Annotated in this window: 15 protein-coding genes; 11 read left to right on the plus strand and 4 right to left on the minus strand. The window is 60.1% G+C overall.

Annotation, left to right across the window (positions count from 1 at the left end; all coding sequences use genetic code 11):
* Window positions 1–168 precede the first annotated feature (168 nt).
* Window positions 169–324 (minus strand): hypothetical protein, encoded by a 156-nt coding sequence (locus BMG03_RS20730; protein ID WP_157771580.1) that lies wholly within the window; start codon window positions 322–324, stop codon window positions 169–171.
* Between the two features lie 246 nt (window positions 325–570).
* Here BMG03_RS20730 and BMG03_RS10520 point away from each other — a divergent pair, with 246 nt between their 5' ends.
* The 7 genes from BMG03_RS10520 to BMG03_RS10550 all read left to right on the plus strand — a co-directional run bounded on the left by BMG03_RS10520 (window position 571) and on the right by BMG03_RS10550 (window position 10067).
* Window positions 571–2091 carry a type I restriction-modification system subunit M gene (locus tag BMG03_RS10520; protein ID WP_075776462.1) on the plus strand — a complete coding sequence of 507 codons (1521 nt, stop codon included), beginning with the start codon at window positions 571–573 and terminating at the stop codon, window positions 2089–2091.
* Complete coding sequence (locus BMG03_RS10525; protein ID WP_075776461.1) at window positions 2088–3413, plus strand: restriction endonuclease subunit S; 1326 nt, start codon at window positions 2088–2090, stop codon at window positions 3411–3413. The genes BMG03_RS10520 and BMG03_RS10525 overlap by 4 nt, the downstream gene beginning before the upstream one ends.
* Window positions 3410–4267, plus strand: coding sequence for a hypothetical protein (locus BMG03_RS10530; RefSeq protein ID WP_075776460.1), 858 nt, complete (start codon window positions 3410–3412; stop codon window positions 4265–4267). The genes BMG03_RS10525 and BMG03_RS10530 overlap by 4 nt, the downstream gene beginning before the upstream one ends.
* A complete protein-coding gene (locus BMG03_RS10535) occupies window positions 4267–5421 on the plus strand; it encodes a DUF4268 domain-containing protein (protein ID WP_075776459.1) in 1155 nt (384 codons plus the stop codon). Before BMG03_RS10530 ends, BMG03_RS10535 begins: the two co-directional genes overlap by 1 nt.
* Window positions 5421–8513: a type I restriction endonuclease subunit R gene (locus BMG03_RS10540; protein WP_075776458.1), complete on the plus strand. Its 3093-nt coding sequence runs from the start codon at window positions 5421–5423 to the stop codon at window positions 8511–8513. Before BMG03_RS10535 ends, BMG03_RS10540 begins: the two co-directional genes overlap by 1 nt.
* A gap of 151 nt (window positions 8514–8664) precedes the next feature.
* Complete coding sequence (locus BMG03_RS10545; protein ID WP_075776612.1) at window positions 8665–9048, plus strand: helix-turn-helix domain-containing protein; 384 nt, start codon at window positions 8665–8667, stop codon at window positions 9046–9048.
* A 494-nt stretch (window positions 9049–9542) separates the two neighbouring features.
* Window positions 9543–10067, plus strand: a complete 525-nt coding sequence (locus tag BMG03_RS10550; RefSeq protein ID WP_075776457.1) for a GNAT family N-acetyltransferase — start codon at window positions 9543–9545, stop codon at window positions 10065–10067.
* Between the two features lie 450 nt (window positions 10068–10517).
* On the opposite strand, the gene BMG03_RS10555 is transcribed toward BMG03_RS10550, so the two are convergent.
* Together BMG03_RS10555 and BMG03_RS10560 are read right to left on the minus strand one after the other, a co-directional pair.
* Window positions 10518–11677 (minus strand): IS3 family transposase gene (locus BMG03_RS10555; RefSeq protein ID WP_244270937.1). Its coding sequence is split into 2 segments (ribosomal slippage): window positions 10518–11428 and window positions 11428–11677, totalling 1161 coding nucleotides; the frame shifts between segments, so codons are not numbered across the junction.
* 35 nt (window positions 11678–11712) lie between these two features.
* The gene (locus tag BMG03_RS10560; protein WP_075774762.1) at window positions 11713–12549 is read right to left on the minus strand and encodes a hypothetical protein; all 837 of its coding nucleotides are present in this window, start codon (window positions 12547–12549) and stop codon (window positions 11713–11715) included.
* A 242-nt stretch (window positions 12550–12791) separates the two neighbouring features.
* On the opposite strand from BMG03_RS10560, the gene dusA reads away from it, so the two are divergent.
* Entirely contained in the window at window positions 12792–13817 is a 1026-nt protein-coding gene (gene dusA / locus BMG03_RS10565; RefSeq protein ID WP_075774763.1) for a tRNA dihydrouridine(20/20a) synthase DusA, read from the plus strand.
* 25 nt (window positions 13818–13842) lie between these two features.
* Window positions 13843–14658: a sulfite exporter TauE/SafE family protein gene (locus tag BMG03_RS10570; RefSeq protein ID WP_075774764.1), complete on the plus strand. Its 816-nt coding sequence runs from the start codon at window positions 13843–13845 to the stop codon at window positions 14656–14658.
* Window positions 14659–14722: 64 nt separating this feature from the next.
* Here the strand turns inward: BMG03_RS10570 and mazG are convergent, their stop codons facing one another.
* Entirely contained in the window at window positions 14723–15565 is an 843-nt protein-coding gene (mazG, locus tag BMG03_RS10575; protein ID WP_075774765.1) for a nucleoside triphosphate pyrophosphohydrolase, read from the minus strand.
* A gap of 63 nt (window positions 15566–15628) precedes the next feature.
* Here mazG and BMG03_RS10580 point away from each other — a divergent pair, with 63 nt between their 5' ends.
* A complete protein-coding gene (locus tag BMG03_RS10580; protein WP_075774766.1) occupies window positions 15629–16792 on the plus strand; it encodes a M20 aminoacylase family protein in 1164 nt (387 codons plus the stop codon).
* A 307-nt stretch (window positions 16793–17099) separates the two neighbouring features.
* Window positions 17100–17438, plus strand: coding sequence for a preprotein translocase subunit YajC (yajC, locus tag BMG03_RS10585; RefSeq protein WP_075774767.1), 339 nt, complete (start codon window positions 17100–17102; stop codon window positions 17436–17438).
* Window positions 17439–17459: the final 21 nt, after the last annotated feature.

Below are 17459 nucleotides of genomic sequence, written 5' to 3' on the forward strand. Positions count from 1 at the left end.
CTCTGGCCCCGCAGGGTAGAATGAGCTTCCCGTGCTTGGAGCCGCGAGCGTATCTCGCTCCGTTGCGCAATTCCTGCCGGACGAGGCGATCAATGTCCTTGTTGCTTGAATAAGTCATGGCGTGTGCCTGTGCAAAGGGGTGACGACAAAGCCGCCACCCCAAGTATTTCATTTCTTCGGCGACGGTTTTGCGGCATTGGCTGCCGCGGCAGCCATCGCACGCGTCGTGAAGCTGCCTTTGGCCGTCTGGCCGCCGTTCGACTTGGCTTCGGCCGATTGAATGCGTTTGACTGCCGACATGGTCATGGGTTTCGATTTCGACATATCAGTTCCTTTCGTTTGCGATGCTCGCTTTTCTCCTGAAAGCGGCTCGGGAAGATACGGAAGTGTTGGGGACACGAATTCCGGATTTTACATAGGCCACTGTTAGACCACGGTTTTCTTGCCCCCGGGCGAGGTCACATTTCCCCTAAAAAGCTCGCGCTCAGGTTGCCAACGCCACGTCCACAGGGCATCAATCGACATAAGAAAACAACGCATTGGCGGGTGGCGCCAAAGGGGAGGGGGGTCATGTCGATCGAGACGACGCTATTTGCGGCCGCGGACAAGATGCGCGGGTCGATGGACCCGGGCGAATACAAGCATGTGGCGCTCGGCCTGCTGTTCCTGCGCTATATCGGCGTCGCGTTTCAGCGCAAATATGACGAGCTTCTGCCCGAGGGGCAGGAGATCGCCGAGGATGTCGATGAATACCTTGCCGACGGTATTTTCTGGGTGCCGGAACCGGCGCGTTGGAAGACGCTTTCCGCAAATGCGAAGGACCCGAAGATTGGCGTTCAGGTCGACAACGCGATGCGTGCGATCGAGGCTGAGAATGAGCAGCTCAAGGGCGCGCTCCCCAAGGTCTTCGGTCGCGAGGCGCTCGATCCCGCCATCGTCACCGGGCTGATCGACCTGTTCTCGAACATTAAGTTCGACGGCACACCCAAGGATTTCGACCTGATCGGTCGGATCTACGAATATTTCATCTCGGAGTTCGCCAGCAACGAGGGCAAGCGTGGCGGTGATTTCCACACGCCGAAACCCGTGGTCGAACTGATCGTCGATATGATCGAGCCGATGAAGGGCCGCCTTTACGAGCCATGCTGCGGCTCAGGCTCCTTCATGGTGCAGTCCGAGCGCTTCCTCGAGCATCATTCAGGCCGCCGCGCTGACCTTGCCATCTACGGGCAGGAGCGCAACCACACCACCTACGGCCTTGCGCGCATGAACCTCGCAATCCGGGGCATCGTCGCCAACATCCAGTGGAACGCTGAAGGCACGCTTTTGCGTGACGCCTTCCCGGATGAGAAGTTCGACTTCGTCATGGCCAACCCGCCCTTCAACATCTCGGACTGGTCGGGCGACATCCTGGCCGAGGATCGGCGCTGGAAATACGGCACGCCGCCGGTCGGCAATGCGAATTTTGCCTGGATGCAGCACATCTACGACAAGCTGGGCAGCACCGGCATCGCAGGCGTGGTCATGGCGAACGGCTCGATGTCGTCTGTGTCGAGCGGCGAGGGCGACATTCGCCGCGCCATGGTCGAAGGTGGCGCGGTGGATGCGATGATCGCGCTGCCGGGTCAACTGTTCTACGGGACGCAGATCCCGGCCTGCATCTGGATCTTGGCGAAGGACAAGTCGAACGGGATCGCAAAGGACGCCAAACTGCGCGACCGGCGAGGTCAGGTGCTGTTCATCGACGCCCGCAAGATGGGCGCGCTGGTGCCCGGATCGCGCAAACAGAAGGAGCTGTCGCGCGAGGAGATTGAGCGCATCGCCGCCGCCTACCACGCTTGGCGCGGCGAGCCAGACGCGGGCGCCTATGCCGACGAGCCGGGCTTCTGCAAGGCGGCCTCCATGGAGGAGATCGCCAAGCACGACTACGTCCTGACCCCGGGCCGTTATGTCGGCGCCAGCGCGGCCGAGGAGGATGGCGAGCCTTTCGAGGAGAAGTTCGAGCGGCTGACTGCGGAGCTCCGGGCGCAGTTTGCCGAGGGGAGGCGGTTGGAGCAGGAGATCGAGGCGCGGTTGGAGGCCTTGGAATGAGTGAGGAACAACACCCGACAACTATCGGTGACGTTCTTACTGAGTTCGGCGGTGAAGTGAAAACCGGGCCGTTTGGCACTGCACTGAAGGCTTCTGAGTATACTAACTCTGGCGTCCCTGTCATTTCGGTCGGTGAAATCGGGCACGGCGTGATCCACCTCCATGATCGCACCCCATTTGTCGATGAAGCCGTTACGACGCGGCTCCCAGAATACGTCTTGCGGGAGGGCGATATTGTTTTCGCTCGTAAGGGTAGTGTCGATCGGACTGCTCTTATTGGCCAGCGAGAAGCTGGATGGTTTCTTGGTTCGGACGGCATTCGCTTGCGGCTTCCCAGCACAGTATCTTCGCGATTTGTGCGCTATTGGATCGGCTCGCCCATAGTTCGGGATTGGCTGATCCAAAATTCGACTGGGTCCACCATGGCCTCACTCAATCAGGCGACGATCAAGCGGCTTCCCATTTCATTGCCGAACCTGAAGACCCAGATTTCAATATCGAGGACCCTCGGCGCCCTCGACGACAAGATCGAGCTGAACCGCCGGATGAGCGCGACGCTGGAGGAGATGGCGCGGGCGCTTTATCGGTCCTGGTTCGTGGATTTCGACCCCGTCCACGCCCGCGCCCTCGGCCAGCCCCCCGCCCACATGGACGCCGCCACCGCAGCCCTCTTCCCCGACAGCTTCGGCCCCGACGGCCTGCCGAAGGGGTGGGACATGTCCACCATCGGCGAGGTGGCCGAGACAGGTGGCGGCGCAACCCCGAAGACAAAGGAGCCGAGCTTCTGGGATGGCCCGCACCGTTGGGCGACGCCTCGGGACTTGTCAAAACTCGGCCAGCCCGTCCTGTTCGAGACGGACAGGACACTGACCGATGCCGGGCTCGCCAAGATATCCTCGGGCCTCTCCCCGGCCGGAACCGTCCTTCTGTCGTCGCGTGCTCCCATCGGATACGTCGCCATTGCGCAGAACCCGGTTGCGGTGAACCAGGGTTTCATCGCTCTGCGCGAAACCGCCCGGATTTCCTCAGTCGAAGCGTATTTCTGGGTTCAGTCGAACATGGACGCGATCCTTGCGAACGCGAACGGATCGACCTTCCAGGAGATTTCGAAGAAGAATTTCCGGCCGCTACCATGCGTCGTCGCACCAGACCCGGTCCGGAGCGCATTCCGCGACCTCGCCGGAACATGGTTTGATCGGGTTGCGGGGCTCTGCGCCGAGAGCGCGAACCTCGCTGCCCTCCGAGACGCCCTGCTCCCCCGCCTCATGTCCGGCGAACTCCGCATCCGCGATGCCGAGAAACAGGTTGAGGAGGTTGTATGACGCTGACGTCTGGAGATTTTCGAGTCTACATGCGCCAGCTCGCGGGGTGGGTCTGGAAAGAGCAATCCGCAGCGCACCAGTTCGGATTGTCATTGCAGGAAGAAACGATAACCGAGGTGCTTCTACTGGAGATGGCTCGGAAGCTATCACCACTCGGATTGAGCGTTCGTATGTTTTCCAAGGCTCAGGAGGGTGGCCGAGTTCGAAAGACAAAAGGCGTTGCGCCCGGCGGGGTGGAGGCAGAAGCCGAAGAAGTCGTTATCGAAGCGGAGGGGGCAGACTGGGAATGGTTCTTCGAGGGGCCAGGCGGGTGCATGGCCAGCTTTCGAGTTCAGGCGAAGAAGCTCTACAAAGACAACCCGATCAAAGATGGGAGATACGGTGGCTTCAAGCCTGGAGACCGTCAGATCCAAGATCTCATCGACCGAGCAATGGGCAGTAACCCGATCTACGTTCTTTATAACCATCCCGACGTCCGTAATAGCTCTCTTTTTGGCCCCTCGCGTCAGCCTGACTTCTTCGGACGTGATTGTTGGGGGTGTGCAGTGACGACCGCTCAGTTCATGAAACACGCTACCTCGGAGAAATTGGACGCGATTAAGCCAGGGATGGTTCCTTGGCATCGCTTTTTCAGTATTGGACAGCCATGCAGGCCCAAAGGTGCAATGAATGAGATTGCCAAAAGCGCTGCGCTGCCGGATGGGGAAGAAGCTCAGACTTTTATTCCAGCAAAAAGACGCCCAGACTGGGTTGATATGTTGTCTGAAGGAGCAACCGGACTCACCGATCTCCTTGTTGAAAGGCAGCTTCAAGGCGTTGCACACATAGATTTTTCCAAAATTCGAGAAGTTTGATGTTCCAGATCGACCGTTCCGCAAACCGCCTGCGCAAACTCGAGCGCACGAGTTTCTCCGAGGTGGGATTTCGGGAGCGGGAGCATCTACAGGAATGGTTAGCCTCGATGCCCGATGCGCTATGCGAGGCGATGAGTGAGGGCGAGGAGGGGCTGCTGATCATCCAGAAGGAGTTCGACGGGTTCGACGGGACGCGCGAGCGACTCGATCTGTTGGCGCTCGATCGGAACGGGCAGCTGGTGGTTATCGAGAACAAGCTCGACGATTCCGGGCGCGATGTCGTCTGGCAGGCCCTGAAATACGCGGCCTATTGCTCGAGCCTGAAGAAGGCCGAGATCGTCGGCGTCTATCAGCAATATCTCGACAAGCAGGGCGGCGGAGACGCTGCGGGGGCGATCTGTGAATTCCTCGGGGAGGACACGCTCGATGAAGTCGTGCTGAATGACGGCACTAACCAACGCGTGGTGTTCATCGCCGCGAATTTCCGGCGCGAGGTGACTGCGACGGTGCTTTGGTTGCGCGAGCACCAGATCGACGCGCGCTGTATCAAGGTGGTGCCCTACAAGTTCGACGAAGAAATCTTCGTCGACCTGCAGCAGGTGATCCCGACACCCGAGGCCGCCGATTATATGATCAAGATGGCCGAGAAGGACAGCGAGGAAAAATCGGCTAAGGGTGCGCAGCGGCGTAGCCATACTCTGCGCTTGGCATTCTGGACAAAGGCGCTTGAACAACTTGGGACGCGTGGAAGCCAGCGATTCCAAAGCGTTGGCCCATCCCGCGAGAACTGGATCAGCTGCGGCACGGGGATATCAGGCTGTCCGCTTTCTCTGGTTTTCTCGCAGACCGAAGCGCGCGTAGAAATTGTTCTGCAGCGCCCAGAAAAGGCCGAAAACAAATGGCTTTTCGACCAGCTGCTTGAAAAACGCGAGAGTATCGAAGAAAAATTCGGAGCGTCTTTGGAGTGGGACCGGAAGGAAGGCCTGAATCGAGCCCTCATTCAGACACGGCACCCGTTTGACGGCTTTTCGGAAGAGAATTGGCCCGAGATGATCCAATGGTTGGGCGATACCTATGAGAAGATCGAAGAGGCGTTTTCGGGGGATCTGGCTGATCTGAACCGTCGGTTGAAGGCTGGCGAGGCAAAGCTCTGATGGCGTGGCTCTCGGAAAGCGATCTCGAAGACGCGATGATGGAGAAGCTGGCGGGCCTGGGCTATGTCACTGCCTCCGGCGCCGAAATTTCGCCCGAAAAACGAGATCCGGAGCGTCGAAGCTTTCACGAAGCGATCCTGCGTAAGGTGTTCGAGAAAGCCGTGCGACGTTTGAACCCGGAGTTGCCGGACGGTGCGGTTCAAGAGGTCATTGCGCGCGTGCATGACGAGAAGTTCGTTGGTGATCTCATGGCAGAGAACCGACGTCTCCACGGGCTGATTACCGATGGCGTGCCGGTCACCTACGTTCACGGGGGAGAAGAGCGTCATGATCGTGCTCGTCTGGTGGACTGGGAGGATCAGGAAAACGCTTGGCACGCTTTCAACCAGGTCGACATGGTCGGACGAAAGCCGCGCATCCCTGATGTTGTCCTTTATCTCAACGGTCTGCCGTTGATCGTAGTTGAGTTGAAAGGAACAGAAGGGGCTGACCTTGAGGCCGCCTTCAATCAGGTCGAAACCTACAAGTCGGACATTCCAAACCTGTTCCGGACATCGCTTTTCTCGGTGATTTCGGATGGTATAAATGCGCGCTACGGCACGCTCTCTGCTGGGTTTGATCGCTTCATGCGGTGGCGCACGATTGATGGTGATACCATCATGCCAGAGAACGAGGCGCTCGCGCTCAATACCTTGACGGATGGGTTGTTGCAGCGGCCGGTGGTGCTGGAAATGCTGCGCTGGTTCACCGTCTTCGAGGATGAGGGCAAAGGGCCGATAAAGAAGGCCGCAGGCTATCACCAGTATCATGCCGTGCGAAAGGCGATGGCGTCGATCCTCTCTGCGCGCGGAGACGATGGAAAGGGTGGGGTCATCTGGCACACGCAAGGTTCGGGAAAGTCACTCCTGATGACCTTTCTTGCCGGGCGCGCCATGCATCTGTCCGAGCTCGAGAACCCAACCCTTCTCGTTCTGACGGATCGCAATGACCTTGATAGTCAGCTTTTCGCGACGTTCGGTCGTTGCCGCGATCTGCTCGGCGAGGATCCAGTTCAGGCCGACAGCATCGACGATCTGAAAGATCTTCTGAACCGCGAGGTCGGCGGGATCGTCTTTTCGACGATTCAGAAGTTCCGTCCTGAGCGTGGAAAGGAATTCCCTGAGCTGACCGACCGTTCGAACGTCATCGTTATGGTCGATGAGGCGCATCGCACGCAATACGGGTTCGAAGCCAAGATCGATCGCAAGACAGGCGAGATGCGTCATGGTTTGGCTCATCACCTGCGGTCTGCCTTGCCGAACGCGGTCTACGTTGCTTTCACGGGCACACCCGTCGAGTTGGTTGGTGCTAATACGCGGTCCGTCTTTGGCGACTACATTGATATCTATGACATCGCACAGGCAGTTGCGGATGGCGCGACAGTCCCGATTTTCTATGAAGGTCGCGTTGCGCGCGTCGAAATAGCGGATGAATTTCGCGAAAGCCTTGACGAGGAGTTCGACGAGGCGACCGAAGGCTTGGCCGAGACCGAGGCTGGAGAAGCCGCACGCAAGTGGTCTCAGGTTGAAAAGCTGGTCGGGGCGGGGCCGCGTCTCGATGTGGTCGTCGCCGATATACTCGCGCATTTCGACGCTCGGCTTGAGGCCATCGACGGCAAGGCAATGATCGTCTGCATGAGCCGCAGAATTTGCGTAGAGGTTTACGAACGTATCGTCGCAGCGCGCCCCGATTGGCACAGCGAAGACGACGAAACCGGCGCTGTGAAGGTTGTGATGACCGGGAACGCGACCGATCCTCAGCCTTTTCAACCGCATATCCGCAGTAAATCGAAACTCGAAGCCCTGCGCAAACGCTACAAGGATACCCAGGATCCGCTAAAGCTCGTGATTGTGCGCGACATGTGGCTGACCGGCTTTGACGCGCCCTGCATGCATACGCTCTACGTCGACAAGCCGATGAAGGGACACGGGTTGATGCAGGCCATCGCACGGGTAAACCGTGTGTTTGCAGGCAAGCCCGCCGGGCTCGTCGTCGACTATATCGGTTTGGCTGCCGACCTGAAGAAAGCCTTGGCCCATTACTCGCAGGGAGACCAGGCGCAAACGGGTATCGACGAACGCGAGGCTGTCGCGGCTTTCATGAGCGCGTTGGATGTCGCGCGCGCGCTCTTTCATGGTTTCGATTACGCGGGCGTGCTCGGCGGTTCGGCAAGTGAGCGGCTCAGTATCCTGCCAGCGGCGACCGATCATATTTTGCGCCACGCACGCGAAGAGGCCGATGAAGGGACCAAGGAGTTCGGCAAGCGCTATTTCGACGCCGTTGCAGCGCTCGCCAAAGCCTTCAAGCTCGCCTCGGGGGCCCCTGAGGCAAAGTCCCACGCGGAAGAGGTGGCATTCTTCCTCGCTGTGCGCGCGGCGCTTCAGAAATTCGATGTCACCGGTGGCTCGAGCGGCCGCGGCTCGTCGGATTTCGCGATAGAACAGCTCCTCAACCGCGCAGTTGCTTCGACCGAAGTCGTCGACATTCTCGAAGCTTGCGGTTTTGACCGTCCCGATATCAGCGTTCTTTCCGAAGCGTTCCTGGCCGAAATCCAAGGGATGAAGCACAAAAACCTTGCCGTCGAGGCGTTGAAGAAGCTTCTGAATGGAGAAATCGCGGCGCGGACCCGTGGTAATGTCGTGCAGAACCAGAAGTTCTCGGAGCGGCTGACCGATGCGATTGCGCGCTATCATAACCGCAGCGTCGATGCCTTGCAGGTCATCCAGGAACTCATCGGTTTGGCGCATGAGCTCAAGGCGCAACCGAATGATGATCTGTCGGAGGCCGAGCGCAGCTTCTACGACGCACTCGCTCAGAATGAGAGTGCAGTCGAAGTTTTGAAGAACGAGCAGCTGAAGGTCATCGCTGCCGAGTTGGTTCGGTCCGTGCGCGAAAATTCTGGCGTCGACTGGTGGCAACGGGAAGATGTGCGCGCCAAGATGCGGGTGTCTGTGAAGCGCATTCTTCGCAAATACGGGTATCCGCCTGACTTGCAGGCCGAGGCCGTCCAATTGGTCCTGAAGCAAGCCGAAGCGTTGGCGCAGAACACTTAGCGAGTTGTTTTGCGTCTGCTCTCGAACAGCATTTCGATTGGGGATTGCCTGTTGATTCAACAGCCTCGACCGAGCAAATAGCTAAGGCGCGTTTTTCGGCGGCGCCATGAAAGGGTCTATCTCCTTCCTGTTTGAACATCGGGAGAGAAAGATGCTGACGATCGAGCAAGTCGCCCGTCACTACGGATTGTCAAATTCCACGGTAGCCCGCCGTATCAAATCCGGTGACCTTCATGCGAGCCGGGTCAATCGTTCGCTTCGTTTGACCTGGGAGGACGTCTGGGCCTGCGAACGCGGCCCCATCCCTAAAGGCGAGTCGCGAGAACGCTATCGAACCCCCTTGAAGACAAAACCTGAGCTGGCACACGCGTGCGGTTTTGGAGTCCGCACGATTGAACGCTGGATTGAGGACGGTCTTCCAACGCGTTGTGTGTTTGGATCCGTCCGAATAAATCCGCACGACGCAAAGGAATGGCTCGCTCATCGGCATGGCTTCGAGTTCGAATGGGATTGCGACGATGAACTCGAAGCATGAGGAAGCTTCGCACAAAGCACTTCGTCAAATCTCGACAGCAGATAGCAACGCGCGACCTTCGCACAGACACCTCCAAACATTTATCGGGGTTATGTTCGAGAGCGTATCTGCGAAAGCTCGTCAAATGACGCCAAAAGGTGCGAAATCCCGACAGCCATAGGCGTCATGATGCAGATATCTTATGATCGCTGTCGGCCCAAACCGGCCATTGATCCCAAGGCGCACCGCTGCGGCGCAGCGTCACCGAACCGGTCATCTGCCCCTTGCGCAGCAAACTGGTTCCGGCGGAGGTCAGCTGAGCGGACGCCGCTGCCGTTCGCCTCTGCCGCCTTGATGCTCGCTACGTGCGCATTTCCGCGTTTGGGCGCGTTCGCGAACAATCCCGTCACACCATCCGACGTCGTGGAACTCCGCTGCACGACTGCCTCAAAGTTGACATCGTGCAACAAGAACGGCACCGTCGAAAGTTGAAATGGGCCGACGAGGAGCCATGCATGTCGGATGTTTCGGTTCGGATGGCAGAAGATCCTGGTGATTTCGAAGTTGCCCAGAAGTTGTGCCGGGAATGGCTGGATTGGCATTGGCGCCACTACCCGAGCGATTGGCCGCGCGGGGCCGACAACCCGATGGACCCCATGAAATTCGAGGCGATTGTGCAGAGATTGCCAACGCTCCATGAGCGGCCCGGTGGCGGCATCATCATCGGGTCGGTGGATGGGCAAGCCGTTGGGTGCGTGATGTATCGTGAAGCGGCAAAGGAAGCAGGCCTCGCAGAGTTCAATCGAATGTTCGTGAGCGAGAGCGGCCGGGGCCACGGACTTGGGCAGAAGATGCTGGAGCACATGTTTGAGCAGCTAATAGCAGACGGCTACCGCAAGGTATTTTTTTCCTCTGCAAATTGGCTGACTCACGCGAGAGCGATGTATGAAGCGGCCGGCTTCTCGGATATTCCGCATCCCACGGGTTTTCCGGACAAATGGCGAAACCATGTCTACTTCATGGAGCGCACCCTCATTTAGCAGCTGCAGACCGGTCATTCGACGCTGACCAGTCATCTGTGCGTTTCATCCGGATGGCCGCAAGATCCGCATGCGGCGCCGCAGCGGCCAGGGCCAGCCTACATGGCGGGCAACTTGGCATTCGCGGCCCTAAGCTGCCGTTCGAGCCAAGCACCGCGAATGGCCACATTTGGCTCCACAGGGATCGAGGACTGTCGTCGGCTCGCTTCACGCGCTGGGATCTTTCGCAAGCTCGAAACCGCGCAAGCGCTGAATTGCGACGCACTCAGTCATACAGTGAAGTATTGCAAAATTAGTCTTCGGGTCGAAACACCGGTTCGCTGCACGGGAGTTTTCGGCGTTTTAACCGATTATTTACACTTAACTAACTACAGTGATTACGATTTCAGCTGAGTAGAGGACGGCATGAAATACCCACCCCAAGTGACCTGCCCCCCTTGGGGCCCTCGTTCATAACGAGAGTCTGCAGGTTTGAGATTGGTAGTCGGATCGGTTGTTGTGGGCAAGCGCGCCGGGCGCGGAGCCCTCAAATTGCTCAAGCGTCCGGCGCGCTTCGAGCGGCGTCTGGTTTCCCAGAGACGAGTGCGGTCTGACGGCGTTGTAGTCGTAGCGCCAGAGCGCCAACTTGCGCCGGGCATCGTCCAGTGTGTCGAAGATCTCCTCGTTTAATAATTCGTCGCGCAGGCTTCCGTTGAAGGACTCGATGAACGCGTTCTGCTGCGGCTTGCCGGGGTCGATGTAGTGCCAGGGAATGGCGTTCTGGTCGGCCCATCTCAGGATGGCCCGGCTGGTGAACTCCGTCCCGTTGTCGCTGACAATGCAAGCAGGCTTTCCGTAGATCCGCACCAGCGCATCGAGTTCACGGGCAACACGCTTGCCCGATATACTGGTATCGGCGACCAGGCACAGGTTCTCTCTGCAACAATCGTCGATCACGGCCAAAATACGGAACTTGCGCGAGGCGCCGAAGCTGTCCGCCAGGAAGTCGAGCGACCAGCGCGCATTGGGATGCGCCGCCGCAGGCATCGGCGTGCGTGACCCGCGAGCCCGCTTGCGTCCACGCCGTCGCTTCACCGATAGCCCTTCCTCGCGATAGAGCCGATACAGCTTCTTGTGGTTCATGGTCATGCCCTTGCGCTCAAGCAGGATGCCGATCCGGCGATAGCCAAACCGGCGCCGCTTCCCGGCGATCTCCTTCATCTCCTCGCGGATCTCGGGGCAGTCCGGCGGGCGTGTGCGCCGGACCGTCTTGGGGTCGACACCGACAAGCTGGCAGGCCCGACGCTGCGAGATGTCATGATCCCGCATCGCCCTGAGCGCCGCCTCTCGCCGCCTGGTCAATGTCGTCAGTTCTTTCCCAGCAGATCCTTCAGAACCACGTTGTCGAGCATGGTGTCGGCCAACAGACGTTTGAGCTTGGCGTTTTCGTCTTCGAGCGCCTTCAGCCTGGCTGCCTCGGAGAGCTCCATGCCACCATACTTGGCCTTGAACTTGTAAAAGGTCGCCGGGCTGAGGCCATGCCTGCGGCACACATCAGCTGTCGGCATGCCTGCCTCCTGCTCCTTGATCATCCCAATAATCTGCGCCTCGGTGAAACGGCTTTTTCGCATTCGTCTGCTCCTTCAGAGTTGGCGCAGACTCTACACTACGTTGAGGGATCCCGCGGGGGGCAGGTCATGTCTCGGATCAATAGTTGACCGTTTTCGTGTTCATAGTCGCACCATCGCATGCGCGTAGTTTCGCTCAGGCGTCTGCAGCCGATAATCTGAAAGAGAATGATCAGATGCATGGGAACGCATCGGCTATCAGCGCGGTTGCGTTCGAAAAAGAACTTCATGAGCTTGTCGAGCTCGTCAAGAGACGGTCGCCGCTCGCGCTTTCCTGAACGCGAAACTATCCCCAAAAATTTCAAAGTTTCGCGTGCTTCATAGAAGGCTTCATAAGGAAGCTTCTCGCCCAGGATGGTGCCCCCGTGTTGCAGAAGTGGTCCCATGTGAGAGAGAATGTTTGCAACCGTTTGTGGCTTGCGAGGTTTCTCGATGAAGTCTTCTGTCGAAGCTGCATCGATGTCGATCGGTTCAGGACGAACGCCGTTGAAAAGATCCTCTCCAAATTTGATGAAGTCTGCTGTCGTCAGAAAGCGCCAGTCCTTTTTTGCAATCGGAAACCGCTTCAGCATCTTCAAATATTGAAGCTTGGTCTTCTGCGGCTCTTCTCTATGCGCTTTCAGATAGGCTTCAATGACCGCGATCCCTGTCGTATCAGCGCGGGCATTCCGGGCGTTTCGCGCAGACACAAACGCGTCCAGGCTGCTGTAGCTTTCGATCTCCGCCTCCATGCGCTGCATCCAGGCCTTGGCGCTCGTCTTCTTCCCAAAGGTTTTTGCGATATCGACGACGACCTTCCCGCCCTGTTTCTTGCGGATTTGAGCGGTATAGCGGATTCCGTCTTTCTTGCTCTTGCGTTGGGTGATCGAGCCCATGAGATGTTCCTCGAACTAAGTTGTTATTTGAGGTTTTCGGGATGTGGCGGCGTATCGGATGCCGTCTCTCTCATGGGCTTAGCGGTGGTCCGCGCGCTTGGCGAATGAGGTCAAACCTGTAGCCGGAGATGGCCGCATGGAAATCGCAGGCGCGCGGTGCTACACGCACTTCTCGAGTGCTACACGGTGTAGCACTTTTTTGAAAAATCGCGCGAAACCGGACGAAATCGGAGCAAATCAGAATGAAGCCCGAATCGAAAAACGCCAATAAACAAGGGATTTTGGCGCTCGCCCGTGCCGCGCGGCTAAGCGTGGCCCCAATGATGGACTGGACCGACCGCCATTGCCGCTACTTCCACCGTCAGATCAGCCGCAATGCGCTGCTATACACCGAGATGGTGACCGCACCCGCAGTGATTCACGGCGACCGGGAGCGGCTGCTGGGGTTCGACGATGCCGAGCATCCGGTGGCGCTGCAGCTGGGTGGCTCGGATGCCAAGGAACTGGCCGAGGCGGCGCAGGTCGGTGCGGATTTCGGATACGACGAGATCAACCTCAACTGCGGCTGCCCGTCGGATCGCGTGCAGTCCGGGGCCTTCGGCGCCGTCTTGATGAAGACGCCCGATCTGGTGGCGGAGTGCTGCGCCGCGATGATCGCCGCGCAACCGGTTGAAGTCACGGTGAAATGCCGCATCGGGGTGGATGACCAAGACCCGCAGGAAGTGCTGCCGGAATTCATCGAGAAAGTCGCCGCCGCAGGCGTGACCCGGATCACGATCCATGCGCGCAAAGCGTGGCTGCAAGGCCTTTCGCCCAAGGACAACCGTGAGATCCCGCCGCTCGATTACCCGCTCGTCCACGCGATGAAGGCGGCCTATCCGCAGCTTCACCTGTCGATCAATGGCGGTATCAAAGATCTCGCCGCGGCCGAGGCGGAACTCGCGCAAGGGCTCGACGGGGTGATGGTGGGCCGCGCGGCCTATCACCAGCCGATGGAGGTGCTCGGCGCCGCCGATCAGCGCATCTGGGGGCAGGGCGAGGCGCGCGATCCGTTCGATGTGGCGCAGGCGATGATCCCCTATATCGCGCGCCATCTCGAGCGCGGCGGCAGGCTGCACCAGATCACCCGCCACATGCTGGGCCTGTTCCACGGCAAGCCCGGCGCGCGGCGCTTCCGGCAGATTCTCTCGGAAGGCGCGACCCGCGACGGTGCCGGGGTTGAACTTTTCGAGAGTGCGTTGTCAGCGGTACGTGAACGGGTTAACTGAGCGGAACCCAAGGAGATTTCCCGACATGCCCGATTTCGCTACGCTCGCGCCGCTCGTCCTGATCCTGATGGCAGTGGGGGCGTTCGCAGGCGTTCTGGCGGGGCTTCTGGGCGTCGGCGGCGGGATCGTCCTCGTGCCCGCGTTCTTCTATCTTTTCAGCGGGTTGGGCTACGGGTCGAGCGATCTTATGCAAGTCTGCGTCGCAACCTCTCTGGCCACGATCATCGTGACCTCGATCCGCTCGGTCATGGCCCATAACCGCAAGGGCGCGGTCGACTGGGACATCCTCAAGCAATGGGTCGTCCCAATCGCCATCGGTGCGATCATCGGGGTGCTGGTGGTGCATCAACTGCGCTCTTCGACCATGCAGATCATCTTCGCGGTCATGGTGCTGCTGATCGCCTGCTACATGATGTTCGGGAAACAGAGCTGGCGGATTTCGGACGGGCTGCCGGGTGGCATCTTCCGCGCGTGGTTCGGCCCGCTGATGGGGTTCCTCTCGGTGCTTCTGGGCATCGGGGGCGGGTCGATCGGTACGCCGATGCAGACGCTGCATGGCATCCCGATCCACCGCGCGGTCGCAACCTCGGCAGGCTTCGGCGTGACCATCGCGCTGCCCTCGGCGATCGGCTTCCTGCTGACCCCGGTCCCCGACGCGCCGCCTTACTCGATCGGCGCGGTCAACATCCCCGCCTTCCTGATCGTTATCGCGATGACCACGCTCACCGCCCCCCTGGGCGCAGCGCTGGCGCATAAGCTCGATCCCAGGAAGCTCAAGCGTGTCTTCGCGGGTTTTCTTATGCTCGTCGCGCTGAACATGCTGCGCAAAGCGTTCCTCTAAGTCTCTTCGGGCTTGCTGAAAATATCCCTGGGGGCGCGAATGCGCGGGGGCAGCGCCCCCTCCGTCACTTGATCTTGCGCGCCTTAGCGTCGTTCCAGAGCGCATCCATCTCGGCCAGATCGCTGTCCTTGGGCGCTTTCCCACGCGCTTCAAGTTCGCGCTCGATATGATTGAACCGATTGGTGAATTTCAGATTGGCCGCGCGCAGGGACGCCTCCGGGTCCAGCCCCAGATGCCGCCCCAGATTGACCATCACGAACAGCAGATCGCCATATTCCTCGGCCAGTTCCTCCGGCCCCAATTCGTCGCGCGCCTCTTCCAACTCGCGCGCCTCCTCGACGATCTTGTCCAGAACCTCGTCGGTCGAAGGCCAGTCGAACCCAACACGGGCCGCGCGGTTCTGCAGCTTGATCGCACGCGTCAGCGCGGGCAGACCCAAGGCGACCCCGTCCAGAACACCGACACGCTCGGATTTGCCTGCAGCCTTGCGCTCGGCCGCCTTGATCGCTTCCCAATCGGCGGTCTGTTGTTCGGCGGATTTCTCGCGGCTCTCCGACCCGAAGACATGCGGATGGCGTGCCACCATCTTGGCGTTGATCGCGCGCAGCACATCGGAGATGTCGAAACGCCCGTCCTCGGACGCCATCTGCGCGTGATAGACCACCTGCAGCGCGAGATCGCCCAGCTCTCCGGGCAATTCCGCCCAAGCCTCGCGCGCGATCGCATCGGCGACTTCATGGGCTTCCTCGATCGTGTAGGGCGCGATGGAGGCAAAATCCTGCTCCAGATCCCACGGGCAGCCGGTCTCGGGATCGCGCAGGCATTCCATGATCGCGGTCAGCCGGGTGAACTGATGCGCGGCGTCTCCCGTATCGTCAAAGATCAGGGCATCGTCGGGTTTGGCCATTGCAGCTTGCCTCCTGCCATGCGAATGCCTCTGGCCTAACCAGCCCGCAAGGGGAAGTCCACTATGCCCGTTCTCAACCGTATCGCCGATCTCGGCCCGCAAATGACCGAATGGCGGCACTGGCTGCATCGCCATCCCGAGCTGCGCTTCGCGCTGCACGAAACCTCGGCCTATGTCGCGGCCCGGCTGCGTGAGATCGGGGTGGACGAGATCCATGAGGGCATCGCCGAGACCGGTATTGTGGCGCTGATAAGGGGGCAGGGCGCGGGCCCGACCGTGGGCCTGCGGGCCGACATGGACGCTCTGCCGATCACCGAGGAAACCCATGCGGACTATGCCTCGGAAACCCCAGGCAAGATGCATGCCTGCGGGCATGACGGGCATACGGCGATGCTTCTGGGCGCGGCAGCCTATCTCGCCGAGACCCGAAAATTCGCCGGGACCGTCGCGCTGATTTTCCAGCCCGCCGAGGAAGACGGCGGCGGCGCCGAGGCGATGGTCGAGGACGGCGTGATGGAGCGCTTCTACATCTCGCGCGTCTACGCGATCCACAATGCGCCGGGGCTGCCTTTCGGGCATTTCTACACCACGCCCGGTCCCTATCTTGCGTCGGTCGACGAGGTCCGCGTGACGGTGACGGGGCGCGGCGGCCATGCGGCGACACCGCAGGGTTGCATCGATCCGATCCCGGCGCTCTCGGCGATCGTCTCCTCGCTGCAGACGGTGGTCGCGCGCAACGTGGGCGCGGGAGATGCGCTCGTTATCTCGGTAACGCAGATCCACGCGGGCACCGCGCTCAACATCATCCCCGAAAGCGGCTTTCTCACTGCGACGATTCGCTGCTTCGAGCCGGAAATCCGCGATCTGGCCGAGAAACGGATCCACGAGATCTGCGAAGGTATCGCGGCGGCGCACGGTGTCAGCGTCGAGATCGAATACGAACGTGGCTATCCGCCCACCGTGAACGACCCTGACGAGACCGGCTTCGCCGCGGAGGTCGCAAGTGAAATCGCGGGCCCCGAGCGCGTGGTCACCGATGCTCCGCGTGAAATGGGCGCCGAGGATTTCGCCTATATGCTGGCCGCGCGGCCCGGCGCCTATCTGTTCATGGGCACCGGCGAGGGGGCGGGGCTCCACCATCCGCGCTTCGATTTCAACGACGAGGCGGCGCCGGTGGGCGCATCGCTGCTCGCACGTCTGGCCGAGCGCGCCTTGCCGCTGGCCTGAAGGCCACCGGGTGCCCTTTCCCCTAGGTGCAGGTATTCCGGGGACGCTCCGCAGGAACGGGGCAGAGCCCCTCTTTCCGCGTCGAGTGTCTCCCTTTCGCGACGCGGGCCGCACACCGTTTCCGTTGCTCTTTGTCGCGACCGGGCGACGACCCGGCGCTGCGCGCCTTCTTTCGCCCCGTCAACGCGACGTGAGGACGCGCGTGCCGGGGCCGCTTCGCCTTGCCAAGCCTCAGGGCCACGGATAGGGTGCGCGCCGACAACCGGGGCGTCATGCCCCCAAGGCCCATGACAAAGGACCATAGATCATGTTCGTGACCCCCGCTCTCGCGCAGGCCGCCGGTGGCGCCAGCAACCCCGCCGCCGCGTTCGGCCAGTTCCTTCCCCTGATCCTGATCTTCGTGATCATGTATTTCCTGCTGATCCGTCCGCAGCAGAAAAAAGCCAAGGAGCACAAGGCGATGCTCGAGGCGCTGCGCCGCGGTGATCAGGTCGTGACCCAGGGCGGTATCCTCGGCAAAGTCACCCATCTTAAAGAAGACGGCGAAGTCGAAGTCGAGATCGCGCAGGGCGTGAAGGTCCGCGTTGTGAAATCGACCATCGTGCAGGTTCTCTCGCGCACCGAACCCGCCAAGACCTCCGAATAAGCCATATAAGGCCCGTCCCCC

This window comes from Thioclava nitratireducens (assembly GCF_001940525.2).
GTDB classification, from domain to species: Bacteria; Pseudomonadota; Alphaproteobacteria; order Rhodobacterales; family Rhodobacteraceae; genus Thioclava; species Thioclava nitratireducens.

What these genes read in the sequence shown, in the direction of transcription:
- BMG03_RS10525 (WP_075776461.1), top strand. Translation starts at nt 2,088, where the DNA reads ATGAGTGAGGAACAACACCCGACAACTATCGGTGACGTTCTTACTGAG.
- yajC (WP_075774767.1), top strand. Translation starts at nt 17,100, where the DNA reads ATGTTCGTGACCCCCGCTCTCGCGCAGGCCGCCGGTGGCGCCAGCAAC.
- BMG03_RS10560 (WP_075774762.1), bottom strand. Translation starts at nt 12,549, where the DNA reads ATGGGCTCGATCACCCAACGCAAGAGCAAGAAAGACGGAATCCGCTAT.
- dusA (WP_075774763.1), top strand. Translation starts at nt 12,792, where the DNA reads ATGAAGCCCGAATCGAAAAACGCCAATAAACAAGGGATTTTGGCGCTC.
- BMG03_RS10540 (WP_075776458.1), top strand. Translation starts at nt 5,421, where the DNA reads ATGGCGTGGCTCTCGGAAAGCGATCTCGAAGACGCGATGATGGAGAAG.
- BMG03_RS20730 (WP_157771580.1), bottom strand. Translation starts at nt 324, where the DNA reads ATGTCGAAATCGAAACCCATGACCATGTCGGCAGTCAAACGCATTCAA.
- BMG03_RS10545 (WP_075776612.1), top strand. Translation starts at nt 8,665, where the DNA reads ATGCTGACGATCGAGCAAGTCGCCCGTCACTACGGATTGTCAAATTCC.
- BMG03_RS10520 (WP_075776462.1), top strand. Translation starts at nt 571, where the DNA reads ATGTCGATCGAGACGACGCTATTTGCGGCCGCGGACAAGATGCGCGGG.
- mazG (WP_075774765.1), bottom strand. Translation starts at nt 15,565, where the DNA reads ATGGCCAAACCCGACGATGCCCTGATCTTTGACGATACGGGAGACGCC.
- BMG03_RS10570 (WP_075774764.1), top strand. Translation starts at nt 13,843, where the DNA reads ATGCCCGATTTCGCTACGCTCGCGCCGCTCGTCCTGATCCTGATGGCA.
- BMG03_RS10530 (WP_075776460.1), top strand. Translation starts at nt 3,410, where the DNA reads ATGACGCTGACGTCTGGAGATTTTCGAGTCTACATGCGCCAGCTCGCG.
- BMG03_RS10550 (WP_075776457.1), top strand. Translation starts at nt 9,543, where the DNA reads ATGTCGGATGTTTCGGTTCGGATGGCAGAAGATCCTGGTGATTTCGAA.
- BMG03_RS10580 (WP_075774766.1), top strand. Translation starts at nt 15,629, where the DNA reads ATGCCCGTTCTCAACCGTATCGCCGATCTCGGCCCGCAAATGACCGAA.
- BMG03_RS10535 (WP_075776459.1), top strand. Translation starts at nt 4,267, where the DNA reads ATGTTCCAGATCGACCGTTCCGCAAACCGCCTGCGCAAACTCGAGCGC.